Origin of the sequence: Thalassospira sp. CH_XMU1448-2 (assembly GCF_037027285.1) — a bacterium.
Taxonomy (GTDB): domain Bacteria; phylum Pseudomonadota; class Alphaproteobacteria; order Rhodospirillales; family Thalassospiraceae; genus Thalassospira; species Thalassospira profundimaris_C.
On the sequence record NZ_JAYMEA010000003.1, the window covers coordinates 99,817 to 120,027 of the forward strand.

The following is a 20,211-nucleotide window of genomic DNA, read 5'->3' on the forward strand; positions in this document are numbered from 1 at the left end:
GACAGCCCCACTACCCCGCAACAGGGTTCTTCAGATCCATATTGGCAACGCATCATATTTCTTCTGTCCACACCCGGAAGTCACGCAACGTGCTTTCGCCAAAGGTCTGCAGCAACGGCACATCGGCCGCATCGCGTCCTCTGGCGATCAGGACACGCCCGATCCGCGGGGAATTGTTTCTGGGGTCGAAAACCCACCATCTGCCCGAAAGATACACCTCCATCCATGCAGCAAAGTCACCGCTCGGATGCGGAAGAGGTTCGCCAATATCGCTAAGATATCCGGTGCAGTATCGTGCCGGTATATTCATGCAGCGGCACAGTGTGATCGCAAGATGTGTGTAGTCGCGGCAAACACCACGTCGTTCGGACATCGCCTCGGACGCTGTGCGCGTCGCGCGTGCGTCCAGATATCCAAACGCAATATGTTGATGGACGAAATCACATATCGCTCTGACCCTGACGGATCCTGGTGTCGTATTTTCAAAAAGCCGCCAGGCTTCATTTGACAGAAGATCTGTGTCGCAATACCGGCTGCCAAGCAGATAAACCAGTACATCCGATGGCAAATCTTCGACCGCATGCTGTTCCGCGTTCTGACATGGCTCATCTTCGGAACCATCATCAAGGATGGTTCCATCTGACTTCAGAACAAATGTTCCAACCGGCGCTATCAAACGCGTGCAGATATTCCCGAACCCGTCGACATATGGCGTTTGCACCACTTCCGGGACTGTCTGCAGGCAATCTTCGCCCTCCAGATCATCCACACGGGAATGATGCACATTCAACAGGGCAATCATTGGTGTGATCTGCTGCAGCTCATACTGAAAATGGCATCCAATGCTTAGACGCATTTGTATTGTCCTGACCAACCAGAGCAGCACATCGGAACAGTCGCGCACTTAGCACTCATGACAATGCCAGCTTCGCAAGAGCCTCAGCTGCAAGGGCTTGCTCCCGGTCATGATAGTGCGCCCGAAAAACGCCATCCACACTGATTTCCCAGATACTGTTCTTCTTGACCAGTTGCACGCGCTCAACCCGTCCGGTGCGCTCGATACGCTCTGCATAGGGGGCGTGAGCAGGGCTGATAACACCTTGCTGTTTGTTGGCAGAACTCCTGTTCAGTTTGGATTTATCACCACCTGACAGGCCTTTCGCCTCAAGCAGCATGACAGCACGAATGAAATCTTCGGCGTATTCGTCTGTTTCCTTGTAGTCATGCTCGTGAGACACCCGTGACATGGGTAAAACGAACCTGGCCTGCAGATGTTCTACAAACTTGGGGTCGCTTCGTGACATAAACGCAAGAAGGGATTGCAATATCCGCTCATGCGCAAGAACGCGCCGTTCCAAAGCTGTCGCTTCCGGCGGCAAGGGAGAGGTATTTCTCTCATCAGACACTGTGTTTATCTCCTTGAGTTCAGCGGTTATCACAGCTCTGGTTCAAGAGCATCGAAACAGGCTTGTGCAAGATCACGATTTGGAATTTCTGTGCCCGGCATTGTCGCCCAACCAGCGTCCATCACGGCTTCTTGTTGGCGGTAACTTGAAGCATCCCGGATCGTTTCCAGTTTTTCTTCGCGATTTGAATCCGCGTTTGCCTTGGCAACACAAACCGGCACTAGCGCCGCAATCACATTGTCATGGGACATTGTTTCTGACATCTGACGCGCATCTCCGCCCGTCTTCCAGTCTCCCCATGTAAAGCCGACCACCATTGCAAAAGCTGCACCGGAAGCCGCACCAAGAACATAGGGCTTTAACCAATCGGGATAGTTCATGTCTTGTCCTCCTGAAAGGAAGATGAATGGCTTGAATGTCCGGATTTTTTCGTGTGCAAAAAGAGATCGATGAAAAATTGCTCTTTTGCCTCTCGAGGAGCTCGCAATATCGAAGGCGAACATGCCTCTCATTTTTCAAATGATTGGAAAATTACTGAAAAATACGGCGACCAGAAGGACCCTGCATAAAGCCCGCAGGAAGATACCTTTTTGATCTGAATCCAAGCCCACACTTCGTAGCCTTCGATCCGGCATCGCAGAACATTCAATGAAGACTATTCTTATACAACGAATGCGAGCCGAACGAACTAATCGAGGTTAGCTTTAAGAGAATTGTCCGCGCACATCTCGACGCAACCGGCTTCGGATTTCGGATTTTTCGGCCAGAACATAAAGCCAACCAGATGCACAAAGCAGCTTAATGAACGGATTGACTAATCCACATTAAGTCCTCCAGATCCGGCTTGGTCCATAATGTCAGCAAAACGCGATTTAACCATCTTGGCTAAATCAGGTCTCTCGACAGAGACCTTGCGCAGACATTTTCATGGATTGATCAGGCATGACGGAAAACAGACCAACCGGCCTCGACACAAGATACGACCGTTTTTTGCAGACAAAAATCGGCGCAGGTTCAAACGGAACACCTGTCACGACACTTTCCATGTTAGCCAGGCTTGGACTTGATCCCTGGCAGGTGGCACACGACCTCAGCACAATGTCAAAGGAAGCAGCTCGCGAGAAGCTTGACACCGTTATGATCAATTTCACCGACATAACGCACTCGGCTGAAAATCGTCAGAACATCGTGACAGGCTTGATTATGTCCCTGCATATGCCGAAATCATACGGACCAGCGGGATAACGTCCGTGATGACATCATGTTCGGGCACGCCTGATTGATGCCGGTCTGGATGTCGGCCCGATCCATGACCCGGACAATTGCCAGTTTGCAAATTTGCAACGTCCGAAACGCATTCGAATAATATGTAGGCAATAATACAGAGGATTGACGTTCTTCTTGGAACTTCGCATGATCCGCACACAAGGTTGGCGCCCCAAATGCCGACCCGAAAGAATCAGGGAGTTTCAGTGAATGAAAATGAATAAATCGGGCCTCCTTTCCGGACTGGTCCTGGCAGGCAGCCTTTTCGCATCCGTCACCAGCGTATCGGCCGAGGAAATCAAGGTCGGGATCGCCAATTTTGGCGAACATCCGCAGCTGAATGCCGCGATTGCGGGCTTCAAGGAAGCCATGTCTGCAAACGGCTTTGTCGAGGGCAAGGACGTTTCCTATTCCGAAAGCCACACCAATTTTGATGCGTCTCTGGTCCCCCAGATGATCACCAAGTTGCAGTCGGAAAACCCGAAATTGATCTATACGATCACCACCCCGGTTTCCCAGATCGCCAAACAGGCGCTGGCCGGTTCGGGCATTCCGATTGTGTTCTCGGCCGTCACCGATCCGGTTGCTGCCAAGCTTGTGCCGTCCTGGGCAGCAGGCGACACCAACATGACCGGCGCATCCGATCTTCAGGATATTGCAGCCGTTCTGGAATTCACCCGCAAGCTTCTGCCTGATGCCAAACGTCTGGCCCTGCCCTATAACCCGGGCGAAGCCAACGACACCGCCCTTCTGGAAAAGGTCGAGGCCCTGGCACCGGCTGCCGGTTTCTCGGTTGTTCCGGTTGGTATTGATAACGTCAACGATATCCAGCAGCGCATCACCTCGGTCGCAGGCAAGGCCGATGTCATCTATACCCCGGCATCGAACCTGATCCAGCCGGCCATTGCCGCTGTTTCGGCGGCGGCCCGCCAGATTGGCGTTCCGATTGTGAACTCTGACAGCTCCGCTGTTGCCAATGGCACCGTTCCGGCCAGCTTCTCGGTTGATTACAGCCAGGTCGGCAAAAATGCAGGCATGATTGCCGCTGAAATCCTTAAGGGCAAATCACCGGCTGACATTCCGCCGTCTGCACCGACCTATGAAACCCATGCGCCGATGATTTCGAAATCGGCTGCTTCGGCATTCGGGATCGAAATTCCGGCATCGTTTGACGATTGCGGCTGCATCGTCGAATAAGCTCGTCCAGACTTGAACAAACATTGGCGCCGTCAGGGTCAATCCCCCTGCGGCGCCAATGGCTTTACGGAGAAGACGGATGCTTGAAATCCGATCTGCACGCAAAACCTTTTATGCCGGGCAACCCGACGAAAAGGTCGCACTTGATAATCTTGACCTGACCTTGCAAACCGGCGAATTCGGCGTTGTCATCGGCTCGAACGGGGCTGGCAAAAGCACGATGCTCAATGCCGTATCTGGCGCACTGTCCCTTGATAGCGGTGCCATCCTGATCAATGGCGATGACGTCACCAGTACACCGGTTCATAAACGCGCCACCCGGATCGCCCGCGTGTTTCAGGACCCGATGCTGGGTACAGCTGCCAGCATGACGGTTGCTGAAAACATGCTTCTGGCCGAATTGCGCAGCAAGAAACGCACGCTTGCGCGTGGCCTGAATACCAAGCGCCTTGCCGATTACAAGGAACGGCTTTCGGTTCTTGGCCTTGGCCTTGAAAACCGCCTTGAAACCAAGGTCGAACTTCTTTCGGGCGGACAGCGTCAATCGCTGTCGCTGATCATGGCGGTTGGCGGATCACCGGATTTGCTGTTGCTTGATGAACATACCGCTGCCCTTGATCCGCGTACTGCCGACCTTGTCATGCAGGCAACCGTGCGCGCCGTTGACAGCCTGAAACTGACCACATTGATGGTCACCCATAACATGCAGCACGCGGTTGATTACGGCCATCGCGTCATCATGCTTGATGCCGGTCGCGTCAAACTTCAGATCGGTGGCGAAGAAAAGGCCAATGTCACGGTGGCAAAACTGGTCGACCATTTCGCAGTCAAGACCGACGCAATGATGCTGGGGGCATAAGAATATAATGGAATTCCTTTCCTCAACCTTCACCAGCTATGTCGCCCTTGTGCCCGTTACCCTTGCGCAAAGCCTTATTCTGGCCTTTGTGGTTCTGGGCATCATGATCCCGTTCAGAACGCTTCATTTCCCCGATCTGACCAGCGAAGGCGCCTATCCGCTGGGCGGCTGTGTTTGCGGTATCCTGATTGCGGCTGGCGTCAATCCGGCACTGGCGATTATTGCGGCCCTTGCCTGTGGCTTTGTCGCGGGGTGCTGTACTGCGCTTATTCACTTGCGGTTCCGCATTCATACCCTGCTTGCCGGGATCCTGATGATGACGATGCTTTACAGCATCAATCTGCGCATCATGGGCAAGTCGAACCTGTCGATCTTTGGCTCAGACACGGTTTATAACTGGGCCCCGTTTGTCACGCCGGGCTTCCCGGTCAGCAAGATCATCATTGCCGGGATCATCGGGGCCGGTGTGTTTCTGGCCCTTAACTGGTTCTTCAAAACCGAAAAGGGTACGGCCCTTCGCGCGGTTGGTTCCAACCCCGCCATGGCCGAGGCACAGGGCATCTCGGTCTGGGTTTCGACCATTGTCGGTGTTGGTCTTGCCAGTGCGTTTTCGGCAACCAGTGGCGCGCTGATGGTTCAGTCACAGGGCTTTGCCGATGTGAATATGGGTCTTGGCATCCTGATCAACGGCCTTGCTGCGCTTATGATCGGCGAGGCGGTTGTTGGCAAAAAATCGGTGTTCCGCCAGCTGCTGGCCCCTTTTGTCGGGGCGATCATTTACTATCAGCTGGTGTCGCTTTGTCTGGCAGCTGGCATGCCGCCGCCCGATCTTAAACTGGCGACCGGCCTGTTTGTTCTTGCCATGCTGGCCCTGCCAACGCTTAAGCGCGGTCGCGGTGCCGGTGGCGCGCCCGCGCATGAAAAGCTGCGTGAATAGTCAAACCTGACCTCATCACGCCCATAAAAACGGCCGCCCCTCATTTCCGAAGGGCGGCCGTTTCTGTTTTGGCTATTGGAAAGCTCTATCGCGCCCAATCAGGCGGCAAGCAGGAAAACGCCAGCAGCGGCAATCGCTCCACCGCCTGCGCGCAGAGCAACCTGTGCGGTTTTCTGCGCAATCTGTTTTACCGTCAGGCCCAGACCAAGACCGACCGCATGCAAGGCCACCGTTGCAAGGGCAAAGCCGACACCATATTCAACGCCGCTTGCCGTGGTCGGCATTTCCGTGCCATGGGCATGACCATGGAAGACCGCAAACAGACCGACCAGCGCCATCGCCGCACCGGTTGGCAAATGTTTGCCAAGGCCAATGACCGCCCCCAGAACAATGACCGAGCCGACAATGCCAAGCTCAACCAGCGGCAAGGCGACGCTGGCAGCACCAAGGATGCCACCGACGATCATCATCGCGACAAAGGACAGCGGCAGCAGCCAGATCGATTTCCCGCCCTGCTGGGAAGCAAGGATGCCAACCGCAACCATTGCCAGCAAATGATCAAGCCCCCCGACCGGATGCCCAAAGCCCGATGCAAACCCCGAAACCGTACCAGCACCGGTATGGGCAAGGGCCGGTGTTGCCACCAGCGTTGCAATGGCAAATGCCACAAAGGAAGAACGCCGCATTTTGAAATCTCCTTGGGATGCTGAAATCTGAAATTATGAAGTTTCGTAAATTTATCATACGGCTGCGGAAATGCCAATGACGCAAAAAGGGCGGGGAATTTCCCCGCCCTTTTGTCTCAGGCTGTTTGCTTACCAGCTATATTTCAACGTCGCCAAAACCGTGCGGCCATCGCCGTAATAGCGACTGCCAAAGGTGTTGGACGATACATATTCACGATCCGTCAGGTTGGTTGCATTGACCGACAGGCTGACATCATCGGTAACCGCATAAATGATTGCCGCGTCAAACAGCGTGTAACTGCCAAGTGTTTCGGTGTTGCCGTCATTACGTGCGCGTTCGCCAGTAAAGCGCATGCCACCACCGAGCGTCAGATCACCAAACGCACCCTGCCCCGGAATGGTGTAATCAAGCCATGCCGATGCCTGATGTTCGGGCACGTTTGCCGGGTTGTTGCCGATATTGGCTGCGGTAATGTCGTCTTTGATTTCCGCATCGAGATAGGTATAGGCAAGTGTCAGGTTGGTCTGTTCATCAAGTGACATCTTGCCTTCAAGCTCAAGCCCGCGCGAATTGATTTCGCCGATCTGCTTATAGCTGCTCGTACTTGAATTCCACTGCGACACGTTTTCCTGGGTCAGGTCAAACAGGGCGGCGGTAAACAGGGCATCAATGGTTTCGGGCTGATATTTCACGCCGATTTCATATTGCGTGCCTTCCTGCGGTTTCACGCCCTCCGGACGCGACGCCAGACCGGAATAGACCGGCTGGAAGGATTCCGAATAATTGCCATAGATCGAAACTTCGCTGGTCGCCTTGTAGGTCAGGCCAAGACGTGATGTGAATTTATGATCATCGCGTTCGCTTGTCGTACCGCTGCTGATGGTGTCGGTGTCACTCTGCACATAATCAAAACGCCCGCCAACGGTGGCAATCCAGTCATCAGCAATCGTCAGCTGTTCCTGCACATAGGCCCCATAGGTCGCCTGCGTGATTTCCGTATCGGAACTGCTGGTAAAGGTGATGCATGAAAGCCCGCAATAGGACGGGTTATAGGGATCAATCGCGGTTGCCGTACCGTCACGGCGGAGCTCCCGGTTCTGGTCGCGATTGTAATCAATCCCGATCAGCGTCTTGCTCTCAAACATGTCGTTGAGTGCGGTGTCATATTGCAGCTGGTTATCGACACCAAACCGGTCCAGCTCCCCATAAATCGCAAAGGCATAACGATTGCCAAGCGGGGTGGTATCATTCAGGTAAACCGTCTCATAGGTCAGATCGACATTGGTGTAGCGCGCATTCTGACGGAATTCGAGCTTGTCGGTAATCTGATGCGAAAACGCATAACCGATATTGGTTTCCTCGGTATCGAAATTGTTGAAATCCGGTTCACCGAAAAACGCATCGCGGCTGGTTTCAATCCCGATCGGATATCCATAACCAAGGCCGCTGTCACGTTCGCTATAGCTTGTCAGGATCGTAAGCTCCGTCCCTGCCTTGGGCTTAAAGGTAAAAGCCGGTGCAAGATAAAGACGGTCATCCTGCGAATAGTCCTGACTCCGTTCAGCATCCTGCCACAGACCGGTCAGACGATATGTCCAGTTGCTGTCCTCAGCAACCGGCCCGGTAACATCGCCACCGGCGCGCAGATAATTTTCCCCAAAGGTGGTAAAGACTTCACCGCCTGCCACGTCTTCGGGCCGTTTGGTTGTCATATTGACCAGACCGCCGGGGCCATTCAGGCCAAACAGGCTTGATGTCGATCCCTTAAGAACATCAATCTGCTGCAAGCCATAGGGTTCCGGGCGGCTGTTGGTGAAATTGTAAACCCGGACCGGAAGACCGTCGCGATAACTGCCAAGCGACGTCTGGCCAAAGCCCCGGATGCGGACATAGTCATACCGATAATCCGACCCGTATTCGGCGGCCTGGACACCGGCCGTATAGGAAACCGCCTGCTGGATGTCCTGCACATTGCGGGTTTCCATTTCCTTCTGGGTCACGACCGAAATGGCCGAGGAATCATCAAGAACCGGGGTGTCGGTTTTTGATGCCGTGCGGCTGCGCAATGCGACAAAGCTATCCGTGATGGCAGTGTCCGGACCGGATGCCTCGGCACTGTTGGCTTCGACCCGGACCGGATCAAGAACCTCGCCCCGGGCGGCATCACCGCTGACGACTGCCTCAATCACGATGGTCTGGTCATCGGTCACGACATAGGTCAGGCCCGTCCCGCGCAACAGGCTTTCAAGCGCACGTCCCGCGCGCATGGTGCCCGAAACGGCACTGGCATCCACATTGCGGGCAAGCGCGCCATCGACAGTTACCTGCAAGCCCGTCTGCACCCCGAATTGCGCAAGCGCGCGCGTCAGCGACTGGGCCGAAATGTCAAAATCATACTGACCATCAATACCCTTTGATGCGACCTGTGCGGTTGCAGGTGATGCAAACATCACCGGCGCAAGGGCCGTGCTCATCATCAGGGCGCTGGCGATAATTGCAACACGACCACGATTGCGCAGTTCGGTTGCTCCCCCATTCTTCATTCGTCTTGATCTCCGTTTCAGGTCATATGCCTCAACCAGATTGAGAATGCAAATGCCTCTCAATGGCGTATAAAGACAAAACGGACGGGGATGCAGCTTTTTCAAAAAAAACTTCCGAAAAATCAGAACTTTTTTGAAATTGCCGGTTTTATGCGGGTTTCAGATAATCCGCATTTGCGGGATCATGGACAGACCAGAACGGATCAGGACGGGGAAACGATCAGAATCCAGGGGGTCACTTCGCGCACATTGGCCTTGTGTGCGCGCGCAATACCCCGCAATGCCGATACCGGATCATCCAGCCGATAGACCCCGGTCACGGTTTGCCGGGACAAAGTTCCATCGGTGATCAGGATGGTGCCATCATAATAGCGGCGCAGGCGATCAACGATCTCGCCCAATGGCTGATCCTGCGCGATCAGCTGGTTGTTGCGCCATGGCGCAATCTGATCGACCGGCGTGGTCGACCGGGTGACTTTGCCATCGCGGGTGACGCGCGCCTGCTGACCGGGTTCGAGAATTTCCGAAACATCCGGGACATTGGCGGCATTTTCAACCCGCACCAGACCATGTTCGACAGCAACGCTTGACTGACCGGTCCCTTCGGACACATCAAACCCCGTGCCCAGAACCGTGACGGTGACATTATCCGCACCAACCCTGAACGGTTGATCGGGATTTGGGGCAACCTCAAAGAACGCCTCACCGCCAAGAAGTTCGACAAGGCGCGTTGCCCCGTCATAATGCACCTTGATCGCACTTTCGGGGGCCAGTGTCACCGTGCTGTTATCGGCAAGGGTGATGGTGCTGATTTCTGCTGTCCTGGTGAAATGATCGGCCTGCATTTCGGTCGCAATACGCGGGCCAAACACGGCGGCAACAAGGGATGCCGCCACGGCAAGCCCCCCCAGACCAATCCCGCCCCACGACGTATTGCCGCGCTTTTTAAACCGGCTTTGTGCCGAGATAACCTTTGCGGTTTCTTCGGCCTGGGCGGCAATCGCATCTTCGCCCGCGGCTGTACGAACGCGCAGCAAATCGGTGTCCGACGCACGACGTTCTTCAAGGAAACGCTGCCAGTCGGTTTTGTCGTTGGGGCCCGCTTTGTCGCCATTGGACATTACGGGCGCAATACCCGCCATCAGATCCGCAGTACGAACCGTTGCATGCCAGGCATCAGCATGAAGGGGACTTTGCGCGCACCAGTCCTCAAACCGCGCGATCAGGTCGCGGTCATCAGGCGCTTCCTGCAACAGGATGAACCAGTCGGTTGCCTCTTTGGCGGCCTTGGCGGCTTTGGCTTGGGCCGAATTTGTCATGCCTGTCTTCACGCTGCTTTGCTGTTCGTGCGATGCGGGGCTGCGGCCCGGAACAATTCGTTTGAAAACCTTTGCCGATCAAGGCCAAAGGACTGATCGGCGTTCCGACCTTCTACACTGAAAAAACCAGTAAGGTCATGCTTTACCTTCATGGCCATCCGCCCAGCCGTTCACGGCAATGATCGATCCCGTCTGCCACCAGCTTATGGGCAAGCGGCACGGAAATATCGAGATATTCGGCAATTTCGCGCAGCTTGGCCCCGCCGAAACGATGCATTTCACAGGCAATGCGCGTGCGTTCGGGAAGCTCGCCCAGCGCCTGCATCAGCCGGGCATAGTCATCCTTATAGAGCGCGACCGTTTCCGGATCCGGTGCCTCATCAGCCGAGATATTGGCAATGACATCATAATCCGCCGCACGGGTCACCCGGCTTTCCTGTGCATCACGTCGTTTGCTATCAAGGGCAAGATTGCGCACGATCCGGTACAGATAACCGGTCGCGTCGTCCAGAAAACGGCCTTTTGATGCCTCGTCAAAGCGCAGCCATGCTTCCTGTACCAGATCTTCGGCCTGAACCCGGTTGCCGATGATCGAGCTGGCATAATTCACCAGTGCCGAACGCTGCGCCATGAACAGGATCAATGATGTCGAATTACCGGGCAAACAGGACTTCCTTCAAGCACAGCTTTCATCAGGGCTTTCGATGATGCTGATCCTTAACGTAGATGATATTGATTATCAATAACTTTCGGATTGACAATCATCCGCGCAAAACCCGGTCCGTCCCACCCCATACACAGCTTAGGAAATTCGTTACCAAACCCTGATAGGGTCTTGCGATATCAACAAGAAACACGCAATTCCGGGGAGATCACCTTGCAGAAAATAAGCCTTGTCATTCTTGTGACCGGTGTCGTTGCCGCAGGCATGTGGGGGATCAGCGATTATCTGTCGCGCAAGGGCGAAGAGCACGGCGATGTGACACGCGGTCAATCGATTGCCGAACAAACCTGCCTGCGCTGCCACGCGAAATTTGATGGTGATCCCCTGCCCGATCCGGCGATCACCGACGCACCGGCACTGGCCAGTTTCGGGCAACGCTGGCCGCTTGAAAATCTTGAAGAAGCACTGGCCGAGGGCATCACGGTATCCCACGACAATATGGCAATGCCGGAATTTTCCTTTACCCCGGAAAGCATCGCCGATCTTCTGACCTATATGGAAAGCCTGACCCGGGAAGCCGAAGCCAAGAGCAAATAAACCCCCATCGTTTTCCCCATCGTTTTCCCCATCGTGTAAATCCGTCATCACGTCCCCGCCGATTCACGGCCGGTTTCCGGCTTGCCGGTTTAACAGATCAGCACCTGTCGCCATGCGTGCACTGCGAATTTGCACGTCTTCATATGGTCGAAAATGCTGCTAAAACCGCTATTTGGCTGTATTTCGCACATGCCAAAATCACCATTCGGTTGAATCCAGACTTGACTTGAACCGATTCAATCTGAAAATTGGTCTGACGTCTGATGACTGACCACACTGACTTTTGCAAGTCGGGCCAGATCGGACACAGTGATGACAAGCATGAAGGTGCGATGTGCCGCAAGCGGACGGAACGACCATTCGACCCATTGAAACATCGGGACGCCGTGATGCGATCCTTGAAGCGCTGACCGACTTCATTGTCAGCTCGGAACTGACTCCGGGCGACCGTTTGCCGCCGGAACGCGAATTGATGGCGGGCTTGAAAGTCGGCCGCTCCAGCATCCGCGAGGCCATCGGCCATATGCAGGCACTTGGTATTGTGGAAATTCGTCGCGGATCGGGCACCTATCTGAAACGACCGGTCAGCGAAAAGACGCTTTTCATGCCGCTCTCGATTGCCACCCAGCGTGACGGGTTGCTGCAAACCCTTGAAGTCCGCCGTGGACTTGAAGTCGAAGCAAGTATGCTGGCTGCCAGGCGCGCCACGCCCGAGGACATTGATGAAATGCGGACTGCCCTTGATGCAATGGAGGCAGAGCATCTTGAGTTTGGAACCGCCGGCGAGGCCGACCTTGTATTTCACCTCTCGATCTACAAGGCATCAGGCAACCCGTTATTTGAACAGCTTCTGGGGCAGATGCGTGAAGCCTTTGAAAGCTTCTTTGCCCAACCGTTCAACCGGCCGGATTTCGCCAGTTCATCCTTTGAATTTCACCGCATGTTGTTTGACGCCATCGTTGCCGGTGATGCCGAACTCGCACGCAAACACACCCTTGCCATCCTTGAAGTCGTCGAGAACGACATCGTGAGAATGTCTGATGAAGAACAACAATAATCCTGCCGATCCTAATCAGTTGCCACGCGCCCCCGAAAGTGTGGTCGCCTATGACGCCGAGCATTTTGCAAATGCCGTCGTTCCACCGATCTTTCAGAATTCTCTGTTCACCTTCGAGAATTTCGACGAAATGGTCGAAACCTATGCCGGGCGCAAGACCCGCCCGGTCTATTCCCGTGGCCTGAACCCCACCACACGCGCCTTTGAAGAAAAGATCGCGCAGCTTGAAAGAACCGAAGACGCCCTTGGTCTGGCAAGCGGCATGGCTGCCATTTCGTCGGCGGTTCTGTCTGTTGTCAAACCGGGGGACCGGATCGTGTCGGTCGAACATTGCTATCCCGATGCCTTCCGCTTTTTCGAGATGTTCCTGCGCGACATGAATGTCCGAGTTGATTATGTCGATGGTCGCGACCTTGATGCTGTGCGAAAGATCATGCCCGGTGCCAAGGTTCTCTATCTTGAAAGCCCGACCAGCTGGACCTTCCACACGCACGACATCGCCGCCCTTTGCCAGATCGCCCGAGATCATGGTGCGGTTTCGATGATTGATAACAGCTGGGCTTCGCCGGTTTTCTGTCAGCCCGCCATTCTTGGCTGTGATGTCGTTATCCATTCTGCATCGAAATATATCGGCGGGCATAGTGATGTGGTCGCTGGCGTGATCGCCGGAAGCAATGAATTTATCGGCCGCGTGCGCTCTCATATCCTGCCGTATCTTGGTGCGAAACTGTCGGCCTTTGATGGCTGGTTATTGCTGCGCGGCTTGCGCACATTGCCCGCACGTATGCGCGAACATCAACGTTCTGCGACGATCATTGCCCGCAATCTCGCCAATCATCCCAAAGTAACCGCTGTGCATTATCCCGGCTTGATGGAACCGGCTGCACCGGGACTAAGCGGTTCTTCCGGACTTTTCTCATTCGAGTTCGCCCCCGAGGTCGACATTCCGACCTTTGTTGATGCGCTGCGTTTTTTCAAGATCGGCGTGTCGTGGGGCGGGCATGAAAGCCTGATTGTCCCCGCACTGGTTACGCGGGCGCAAGTAGGTGGACCCAATTCGGCGATACGCTTTGGCGTGCCCGAAAATCTGGTCCGCCTGCATATCGGCCTCGAAAGCGCCGAAGACCTCTGGTCTGACCTGGCGACCGCAATCGAGGCAAGCCTGAAGTAAGAAAACTATCGTTAAAAACAGGGAACTTCACAATGAACTGGAAAACAACGCTACTGGCAGGTGTGACGTCTATTGCGCTAACAAGTCAGGCCTATGCCGACACAACATTGAAACTGGTGGAAGTCATCTCCAGCCCGGAACGTACCGAAACCCTTAAAGGGCTGGTCGCCGAGTATGAAGCCGCGAACCCCGGTGTAACGGTCGAAATCACCTCCCTGCCCTGGGGTCAGGCATTCGAGAAATTCGCAACCATGGTTTCAGCCGGCCAGACGCCTGATGTCGTCGAGATGCCCGACACCTGGCTGACGCTTTATGCCAATAACGGTGCCCTGGAAAGCCTGGAACCGTATCTGGCAAAATGGGATGGTGCCAAGACGCTGAATGACCGTGCACTGGAATTTGCGCGTTCGGCAGGCAACACCGCCTATATGCTGCCTTATGGTTTTTACCTTCGTGCGATGTTCTATAACAAGAAACTGTTCGAAGAAGCCGGTGTCACCGAAGTCCCCGCAACCCTTGAAGATTTCCGGGCGGCTGCCGAAAAAGTCTCGGCCCTTCCGGGCAAATACGGCTATTGCATGCGTGGCGGACCGGGTGGTTTGAACGGCTGGGTGATGTTTGGTGCCGCCGAAGCCGGTTCGAACAAATTCTTCACCGAAGACGGTCAAAGCACGTTTAATTCCGAAGGCTGGGAAAACGGTCTGGAATATCTGATCAATCTTTACAAAGACGGCCTGGCACCGAAAGACAGCCTGAACTGGGGCTTTAACGAAATTGTCGCCGGGTTCTATTCCGGGACCTGTGCGATGCTTGATCAGGACCCCGACGCACTGATCGCGATTTCCAGCCGCATGAAGGAAGAAGATTTCGGCGTGACCACCATGCCCAAAGGTCCGTCAGGAAAGGCATTCCCGACCATCGGGTATGCCGGTTGGTCGATGTTCTCGAACAGTGAACATAAAGACGAAGCCTGGAAACTGATCGCCCATCTGGAATCCAAGGAAAGCAACCTGACCTGGAACAAGCGTATTGGTGCCCTTCCAATCCATAATGGCGCCGAAAGTGATCCGTTCTTTGCCAGCCCGCAATTTGCCGGATGGTTCGCCGAACTTTCCGATCCGGATGTCCATCCGACCGTGATGCCGACCCACCTTGAAGAATTTGCCTTCTTCAAGGACAGTCTGGTCATCCGCACCAGTCAGGAAGCGATGCTTGGCCGGATCAGCCCGGAAGAGCTTGCCGATCAGTGGGCAGACTATCTGACCCCCGCACAGAAAAAATGGATGCAGGCAAATCAGTGAACACTGGAACCCAAACCGGAAAACTCCCCGTCGAAAGACGGGGAGGCTTCTCAAGGAAGTTTTCCGGGATCATCGAACCCTATCTTTATGTCTCGCCGGCCCTTGTCCTGATCATTGCGGTGATGTTGATGCCGCTGATCCTTGGACTGAGTTATGCCTTTCGCGATATCCGTATCCTTAACCCGTTCAGTGGCGGCTTTGTCGGTACGGCCCATTTCGAAGCCCTGATATCAGATCAGGCGTTTCTGGACGCACTTGCCAATACCGCATGGTGGACATTCGGGTCGCTGCTGTTTCAGTTCGGCCTCGGGCTTGTTCTGGCACTTCTGCTCAATCGGCAATTCCTTGGACGCAGACTTGTGCAGGCGCTGGTTTTCCTGCCCTGGGCTGTTCCGACATTTCTCTCGGGTCTGAACTGGGCCTGGATGTTTAACCCGGTTGTCGGTCCGCTGCCGCACTGGATGACATCGCTTGGACTGATGGCCGAACCGTTCAATATCCTGTCGGATCCCGATCTTGCCATGTGGGGGCCGATCATCGCCAATATCTGGTTTGGCATTCCGTTTTTTGCCATCACCCTGCTGGCGGCCCTGCAATCCATCCCCAAGGAATTGTATGAAGCGGCCTCGATTGATGGCGCCACGACCCGCCAACAATTTATCAGCATTACGCTGCCCTTCCTTGCGCCAACCATTGCCATCACACTGATGCTGCGCACCATCTGGATTGCCAATTTCGCCGATCTGATCGTTGTCATGACCAATGGCGGCCCGGCAGATTCCACCCAGATTGTTGCTTCCTACATCTTTACCCAGGCCTTCCGCCGACTTGATTTCGGCTATGCCTCGGCGATTGCCGCAGTCCTTCTTGTTCTGTTGCTGGCCTATGCGCTGAGTGTGATTGCGCTTCGTCGTGCCATGACGCATACAGATAGCTAGGGAATTCCCCATGACCCTGACCGGACAAACTTCCACACGCAAGCTGCTTTACTGGGGCAGTCACTATTTGATGATTGCGGCCTTTGTGATCTTTGCGTTGTTTCCGCTTTACTGGTTGCTCAAGGTATCGGTAACGCCCAACGACATCCTTTATACCGAAGGCGTGCGTTTATGGCCGTCCCGCACCTCGTGGGAGAACTATGCATTCGTTCTGACCCAAAGCAACTTCCCGCATTACTTCCTGAATTCCGTGATCGTATCGGGGACAACCGCCCTCGTCACAACACTGATTGCCGCCCTTACCGGTTATGCATTTTCGCGTTTTGCCTTTCGCGGCAAGGTGATCATCGTTGCTCTGATGCTGATCACGCAGATGTTCCCGCTGGTCATGCTGATTGCACCGATCTTTAAAATTCTGGCGCCACTTGGCCTGACGGACAGCCTGACCGGACTGATTATTGTCTATACGGCCTTCAACGTCCCGTTTGCCACCTTCCTGATGCAGTCCTTCTTCGACGGGATCCCCAAGGATCTGGAAGAAGCTGCAATGATTGATGGCAATACCCGCTTTGAGGCTTTTCGGGCGATCATCCTGCCCCTGACCCTTCCGGGTGTTGCGGCAACGCTTGGCTTTGTCTTTACCGCTGCCTGGAGCGAGCTTTTGTTTGCCCTGATGCTGGTCAGCAGTGAGTCGGCGTCAACCTTCCCGGTCGGACTTCTGTCATTCGTTTCAAAATTCAGTGTCGATTTCGGTCAGATGATGGCTGCCGGTGTGCTGGCACTTGTTCCCGCCTGCCTGTTCTTCCTGCTGATCCAGCGTTATCTGGTGCAGGGCCTGACGGCTGGCGCGGTCAAAGGATAAGAGGACGTTTCAAATGGCTTCCATTCAAATTGAAAATGCGCGCAAAAGTTATGGCGCGGTTGATGTCCTGCACGGCATTGATCTCGATATCTCGGACGGCGAATTCATTGTTCTTGTCGGCCCGTCCGGTTGCGGCAAATCGACCTTGCTGCGCATGATTGCCGGACTTGAAGACATCACATCGGGCGCTATTTCGATTGCCGGCACCGTGGTCAATGAATTGCAGCCCAAGGACCGCGATATCGCCATGGTGTTTCAATCCTATGCGCTTTATCCGCATATGTCGGTCGCCGAGAATATGAGCTACGCGCTTGCCTTGCGCAAAACCGCAAAGGAAAAAATATCGGACGCGATTTCAGGTGTCGCCGAAATCCTCGGCCTGACGGCCCTTCTTGACCGTCGCCCCAAGGCACTTTCCGGCGGGCAACGCCAACGTGTCGCCATGGGGCGTGCCATTGTGCGCAAACCCCAGGCATTCCTGTTTGACGAACCGTTATCAAACCTTGATGCCCGGTTGCGCGAACAGATGCGCACAGAAATCCGCAAGCTGCATCGTCGTCTTGGCGCGACATCGGTCTATGTCACCCATGACCAGATCGAAGCCATGACCATGGCCGACCGTATCGTTGCCATGCATGACGGTATCATCCAGCAGGTCGGAAGCCCGGTCGAAATCTATGACAGGCCCGCGAACATCTTTGTCGCCAGTTTCATCGGATCACCGGCGATGAACTTCCTTGAAGGCAGCTATGAAATTGTCGACGCCACCACCGCAGGCATCCGTCTTTCGGACGGGGCGCTGATTTCGGTTCTGCCGGTTGCTGATGCCAAACCCGGTCAGGCCATCACGCTTGGCGCACGCCCGGAACATATCTCGATTGTTGCCGATGCCCAAAGCGGCGGTCTTCCGGCAAAGGTCGAACTGATTGAACCGATGGGCCTTTCCACCCTTGTTCACGTCACGCTTGCCGGAAAGCCGATCAAGATCTTCACCATGGATCGACCTGATTATCCGGTGGACAGCTTCATCCATATCGCCTTTGACATGGCAAAAATCCATGTCTTTGACACCGCATCGGAAAAGCGCCTGCCCCCTGCCAATGCAGCCGGTATTCTGACCTGATCACCGGGCCTTTCCAACCAGCATCCCGGCAACAAAGGGTATCGTATTTGACCCCCGCGGTTGCCGGGATGTGGTGCAATCGGTGATTTCGCGGTGACGGCCTCTGCAAATCAGGAAATACATCGCCATATGTTTCAGATCGCCAAGTATCTGAGATATATAATGATCATCACCGCCCGAAATCTTTTCATGTTGCTTGCCTTGATCTGCGCACCGTTCCTTGCACGTGCAGATCATACCCTTGTGATTACCACCAATATCTATCCGCCCTATGTTCAGGAAAATGTCGAAAACAGCTTCCTCCCGGCCCTGTTTTACGAGATCGGCAAGATCATGGGTGTCACATTTGAAGTCAGGATAGAACCCTGGAAACGCGGCGAACAATCGGTCAGCAATCTCGATGCATGGGGAACCTTCCCCTATACTCTCACCGAAGAGCGCAAGGATAAATTCACCTTTTCCGATCCGATATATTTTGCGGACTCGCGCTTTTTTGCCTATCGCGATCCCGGCACAAGCGCACATGTCTTGCCGTCCGAAACCTATGAAAAGCTTGGCGACCTCAAACGATGGAGCATCGGCGGCATTCAGGGATATTATTATGAACCGCTCTTTGCCGAAGCCGGTATCAAGGCCGATTACGCGCTGAATGAAACTCAGAATTTTGAACGGCTGAAACTGGGGCGGATTGATCTGTTCCCGGCGGCAACCACCGTTGGCTGGTATCTGATCCATCAGATGTTTCCACCCGAAATCGCCGCCAACTTCTATACACTTGACCCACCGCTGACCGAGCATGCCCCGCTTTTTCTGATGACCTCAAAAGACTATCCCGATAACGATAGCCTTCTGGTCAGGTTCAACACCGCTCTTGCCGAGATCCGCCAAAACGGAACCTTTAACGGCCTGATCGAACGGTTCGGGCTGGTGATGCGGTATTGATAGCGTGGCCAAAGGACACGGAAAGGTCACATGCGGTCTATCCATTAACCGACAGACCTGCCGGCGCTGACACACCATTGAAGTCGATCTCCTGTCTGATCCGGCAATCAACAATGCCAGGCCCCTGGCCTCGCCCCCTCGCCCTCGCCCTCGCCCTCGCCCTCGCCCTCGCCAGCTTTGGTCAACACGGACCACCTTGAAAGCCTGAAAAGGCCGTGACCGAGGGGATGATGGTTTCTTTGGCGATGATCTGATTTCCCCCTCGTTTGATCCGTTCCCGGCGACGGCACGATCCGGACTTCACAATTATTTGATCGCGCCAAATTAAATCGCACCCGATTTATTGTTGAACGATTTAATTTGGCAGGGTATCTACATCTCCATGAGCAACACAGCGCTTCGCGATCCGAAGCCGGGAAATGGAGAGACGAAAATGACCACACTGAAAAACCTGCTTAAGGCCACGGCCATCACTCTGGGTCTGGTATCAGCCCCCTTCAACGCCTTTGCAAATGACAGTGCTTTGACAGACCGCCCGACCATTGTTCTGATTCACGGGGCCTTTGCCGCCTCTGATAGCTGGGATGGTGTCGCCGATATCCTGCTGGCTGACGGTTACCCGGTGGTCAGCATTGCCAACCCGCTGCGCAGCGTTTCCGGCGATGCGGCCTATGCCCGCTCGGTCATCGACAGCATCGAAGGTGATACAGTTCTGGTCGGTCATTCCTATGGCGGGATGATCATCAGCGCCGCAGCTTCGGGGGCCGCAAATGTCAAATCGCTGGTTTATGTTGCATCTTTTGCCGCTGAACCGGGTGAAACCATAGCACAACTTGCAGGTCAGTTCCCCGGCAGCACGCTGGGTCAGGCACTGGCGACACCGGTACCGCTCGGCAACGGGATCAATGATCTTTACATCGATCAGGCAAAGTTCGGACCACAATTTGCCGGAGACCTACCGGTCGAGAAAACCCGCCTGATGGCAGCCGCCCAGCGCCCGGTCACCGACTTTGCCCTTAACGAACCGGCGCAATCAGCCGCATGGAAGGATTTGCCGTCCTATCACATCTTTGGCACGGGCGATAAAAACATTCCGCCTGCCGCCATGGCCTTTATGGCCGAACGCGCAGAGTCCCGCAAAACCGTTGTCATCGATGATGCGTCACACGTCCTAATGGTTTCACGTCCGCAGGCTGTTGCCGACCTGATCATCGAGGCAAGCCAACCGGAATAATCCCTGGAATATCGGCCTTCACGGCCGCGAACATATCCAGATCCAGCAAACGCAATTGGCGGGAAGCCGAAACTCCCCGCCTTTGATCATTCACTGACGGGTAAACAC

Annotated in this window: 20 protein-coding genes; 13 read left to right on the top strand and 7 right to left on the bottom strand. The window is 54.6% G+C overall.

Features of this window, described 5'->3' with window-relative positions:
* Positions 1-52: 52 nt before the first annotated feature.
* Genes WA318_RS12920 through WA318_RS12930 form a run of 3 tightly spaced genes read right to left on the bottom strand, consistent with a single transcriptional unit; the run spans position 53 to position 1,909 of the window.
* Positions 53-856 (bottom strand): transglutaminase-like domain-containing protein, encoded by an 804-nt coding sequence (locus WA318_RS12920; RefSeq protein WP_336081657.1) that lies wholly within the window; start codon positions 854-856, stop codon positions 53-55.
* 55 nt (positions 857-911) lie between these two features.
* The gene (locus tag WA318_RS12925; protein ID WP_181850384.1) at positions 912-1,406 is read right to left on the bottom strand and encodes a hypothetical protein; all 495 of its coding nucleotides are present in this window, start codon (positions 1,404-1,406) and stop codon (positions 912-914) included.
* Positions 1,407-1,435: 29 nt separating this feature from the next.
* The gene (locus WA318_RS12930) at positions 1,436-1,909 is read right to left on the bottom strand and encodes a hypothetical protein (RefSeq protein WP_258548778.1); all 474 of its coding nucleotides are present in this window, start codon (positions 1,907-1,909) and stop codon (positions 1,436-1,438) included.
* Positions 1,910-2,348: 439 nt separating this feature from the next.
* Between WA318_RS12930 and WA318_RS12935 the strand changes: the two genes are divergently transcribed.
* From WA318_RS12935 to WA318_RS12950, 4 genes are all read left to right on the top strand, one after another.
* Positions 2,349-2,651, top strand: a complete 303-nt coding sequence (locus tag WA318_RS12935; RefSeq protein ID WP_336081661.1) for a hypothetical protein — start codon at positions 2,349-2,351, stop codon at positions 2,649-2,651.
* Positions 2,652-2,882: 231 nt separating this feature from the next.
* Positions 2,883-3,869 carry an ABC transporter substrate-binding protein gene (locus WA318_RS12940; protein WP_336081663.1) on the top strand — a complete coding sequence of 329 codons (987 nt, stop codon included), beginning with the start codon at positions 2,883-2,885 and terminating at the stop codon, positions 3,867-3,869.
* Between the two features lie 79 nt (positions 3,870-3,948).
* The gene (locus WA318_RS12945; RefSeq protein ID WP_336081665.1) at positions 3,949-4,728 is read left to right on the top strand and encodes an ABC transporter ATP-binding protein; all 780 of its coding nucleotides are present in this window, start codon (positions 3,949-3,951) and stop codon (positions 4,726-4,728) included.
* 7 nt (positions 4,729-4,735) lie between these two features.
* Positions 4,736-5,665: an ABC transporter permease gene (locus tag WA318_RS12950; RefSeq protein ID WP_336081667.1), complete on the top strand. Its 930-nt coding sequence runs from the start codon at positions 4,736-4,738 to the stop codon at positions 5,663-5,665.
* A 98-nt stretch (positions 5,666-5,763) separates the two neighbouring features.
* Here WA318_RS12950 and WA318_RS12955 read toward each other — a convergent pair whose 3' ends face one another.
* The 4 genes from WA318_RS12955 to WA318_RS12970 form a co-directional block, all read right to left on the bottom strand.
* On the bottom strand, positions 5,764-6,351 hold the full coding sequence (locus WA318_RS12955) for a HupE/UreJ family protein (RefSeq protein WP_336081669.1): 588 nt from the start codon (positions 6,349-6,351) through the stop codon (positions 5,764-5,766).
* A 129-nt stretch (positions 6,352-6,480) separates the two neighbouring features.
* Positions 6,481-8,895, bottom strand: coding sequence for a TonB-dependent siderophore receptor (locus tag WA318_RS12960; RefSeq protein ID WP_336081672.1), 2,415 nt, complete (start codon positions 8,893-8,895; stop codon positions 6,481-6,483).
* 203 nt (positions 8,896-9,098) lie between these two features.
* Entirely contained in the window at positions 9,099-10,214 is a 1,116-nt protein-coding gene (locus WA318_RS12965) for a FecR family protein (RefSeq protein ID WP_336081674.1), read from the bottom strand.
* Positions 10,215-10,362: 148 nt separating this feature from the next.
* Positions 10,363-10,845, bottom strand: a complete 483-nt coding sequence (locus WA318_RS12970; RefSeq protein WP_336081676.1) for a sigma-70 family RNA polymerase sigma factor — start codon at positions 10,843-10,845, stop codon at positions 10,363-10,365.
* A gap of 246 nt (positions 10,846-11,091) precedes the next feature.
* On the opposite strand from WA318_RS12970, the gene WA318_RS12975 reads away from it, so the two are divergent.
* The 9 genes from WA318_RS12975 (at position 11,092) to WA318_RS13015 (ending at position 20,103) form a co-directional block, all read left to right on the top strand.
* Complete coding sequence (locus tag WA318_RS12975; RefSeq protein WP_336081679.1) at positions 11,092-11,475, top strand: c-type cytochrome; 384 nt, start codon at positions 11,092-11,094, stop codon at positions 11,473-11,475.
* A gap of 334 nt (positions 11,476-11,809) precedes the next feature.
* On the top strand, positions 11,810-12,532 hold the full coding sequence (locus WA318_RS12980) for a FadR/GntR family transcriptional regulator (protein ID WP_114099410.1): 723 nt from the start codon (positions 11,810-11,812) through the stop codon (positions 12,530-12,532).
* Complete coding sequence (locus tag WA318_RS12985) at positions 12,516-13,703, top strand: PLP-dependent transferase (RefSeq protein WP_336081681.1); 1,188 nt, start codon at positions 12,516-12,518, stop codon at positions 13,701-13,703. The genes WA318_RS12980 and WA318_RS12985 overlap by 17 nt, the downstream gene beginning before the upstream one ends.
* A 32-nt stretch (positions 13,704-13,735) precedes the next feature.
* A complete protein-coding gene (locus WA318_RS12990) occupies positions 13,736-15,004 on the top strand; it encodes an ABC transporter substrate-binding protein (protein WP_336081683.1) in 1,269 nt (422 codons plus the stop codon).
* The gene (locus WA318_RS12995; RefSeq protein WP_258548777.1) at positions 15,001-15,942 is read left to right on the top strand and encodes a carbohydrate ABC transporter permease; all 942 of its coding nucleotides are present in this window, start codon (positions 15,001-15,003) and stop codon (positions 15,940-15,942) included. The genes WA318_RS12990 and WA318_RS12995 overlap by 4 nt, the downstream gene beginning before the upstream one ends.
* A gap of 10 nt (positions 15,943-15,952) precedes the next feature.
* Positions 15,953-16,804, top strand: a complete 852-nt coding sequence (locus WA318_RS13000; RefSeq protein ID WP_114099406.1) for a carbohydrate ABC transporter permease — start codon at positions 15,953-15,955, stop codon at positions 16,802-16,804.
* A gap of 13 nt (positions 16,805-16,817) precedes the next feature.
* Complete coding sequence (locus tag WA318_RS13005; RefSeq protein WP_336081687.1) at positions 16,818-17,927, top strand: ABC transporter ATP-binding protein; 1,110 nt, start codon at positions 16,818-16,820, stop codon at positions 17,925-17,927.
* Between the two features lie 162 nt (positions 17,928-18,089).
* Positions 18,090-18,869, top strand: a complete 780-nt coding sequence (locus WA318_RS13010; protein ID WP_336081690.1) for a substrate-binding periplasmic protein — start codon at positions 18,090-18,092, stop codon at positions 18,867-18,869.
* 433 nt (positions 18,870-19,302) lie between these two features.
* Positions 19,303-20,103 carry an alpha/beta fold hydrolase gene (locus tag WA318_RS13015; protein WP_336081692.1) on the top strand — a complete coding sequence of 267 codons (801 nt, stop codon included), beginning with the start codon at positions 19,303-19,305 and terminating at the stop codon, positions 20,101-20,103.
* Positions 20,104-20,211 lie beyond the last annotated feature (108 nt).

Excerpts from the sequence above, each read along its gene's own strand:
- WA318_RS12920 (WP_336081657.1), bottom strand. The coding sequence starts at position 856 with ATGCGTCTAAGCATTGGATGCCATTTTCAGTATGAGCTGCAGCAGATC.
- WA318_RS12930 (WP_258548778.1), bottom strand. The coding sequence starts at position 1,909 with ATGTTCGCCTTCGATATTGCGAGCTCCTCGAGAGGCAAAAGAGCAATT.
- WA318_RS12935 (WP_336081661.1), top strand. The coding sequence starts at position 2,349 with ATGACGGAAAACAGACCAACCGGCCTCGACACAAGATACGACCGTTTT.
- WA318_RS12940 (WP_336081663.1), top strand. The coding sequence starts at position 2,883 with ATGAAAATGAATAAATCGGGCCTCCTTTCCGGACTGGTCCTGGCAGGC.
- WA318_RS12945 (WP_336081665.1), top strand. The coding sequence starts at position 3,949 with ATGCTTGAAATCCGATCTGCACGCAAAACCTTTTATGCCGGGCAACCC.
- WA318_RS12950 (WP_336081667.1), top strand. The coding sequence starts at position 4,736 with ATGGAATTCCTTTCCTCAACCTTCACCAGCTATGTCGCCCTTGTGCCC.
- WA318_RS12955 (WP_336081669.1), bottom strand. The coding sequence starts at position 6,351 with ATGCGGCGTTCTTCCTTTGTGGCATTTGCCATTGCAACGCTGGTGGCA.
- WA318_RS12960 (WP_336081672.1), bottom strand. The coding sequence starts at position 8,895 with ATGAAGAATGGGGGAGCAACCGAACTGCGCAATCGTGGTCGTGTTGCA.
- WA318_RS12965 (WP_336081674.1), bottom strand. The coding sequence starts at position 10,214 with ATGACAAATTCGGCCCAAGCCAAAGCCGCCAAGGCCGCCAAAGAGGCA.
- WA318_RS12970 (WP_336081676.1), bottom strand. The coding sequence starts at position 10,845 with ATGGCGCAGCGTTCGGCACTGGTGAATTATGCCAGCTCGATCATCGGC.
- WA318_RS12985 (WP_336081681.1), top strand. The coding sequence starts at position 12,516 with ATGAAGAACAACAATAATCCTGCCGATCCTAATCAGTTGCCACGCGCC.
- WA318_RS12990 (WP_336081683.1), top strand. The coding sequence starts at position 13,736 with ATGAACTGGAAAACAACGCTACTGGCAGGTGTGACGTCTATTGCGCTA.
- WA318_RS13000 (WP_114099406.1), top strand. The coding sequence starts at position 15,953 with ATGACCCTGACCGGACAAACTTCCACACGCAAGCTGCTTTACTGGGGC.
- WA318_RS13005 (WP_336081687.1), top strand. The coding sequence starts at position 16,818 with ATGGCTTCCATTCAAATTGAAAATGCGCGCAAAAGTTATGGCGCGGTT.
- WA318_RS13010 (WP_336081690.1), top strand. The coding sequence starts at position 18,090 with ATGATCATCACCGCCCGAAATCTTTTCATGTTGCTTGCCTTGATCTGC.
- WA318_RS13015 (WP_336081692.1), top strand. The coding sequence starts at position 19,303 with ATGACCACACTGAAAAACCTGCTTAAGGCCACGGCCATCACTCTGGGT.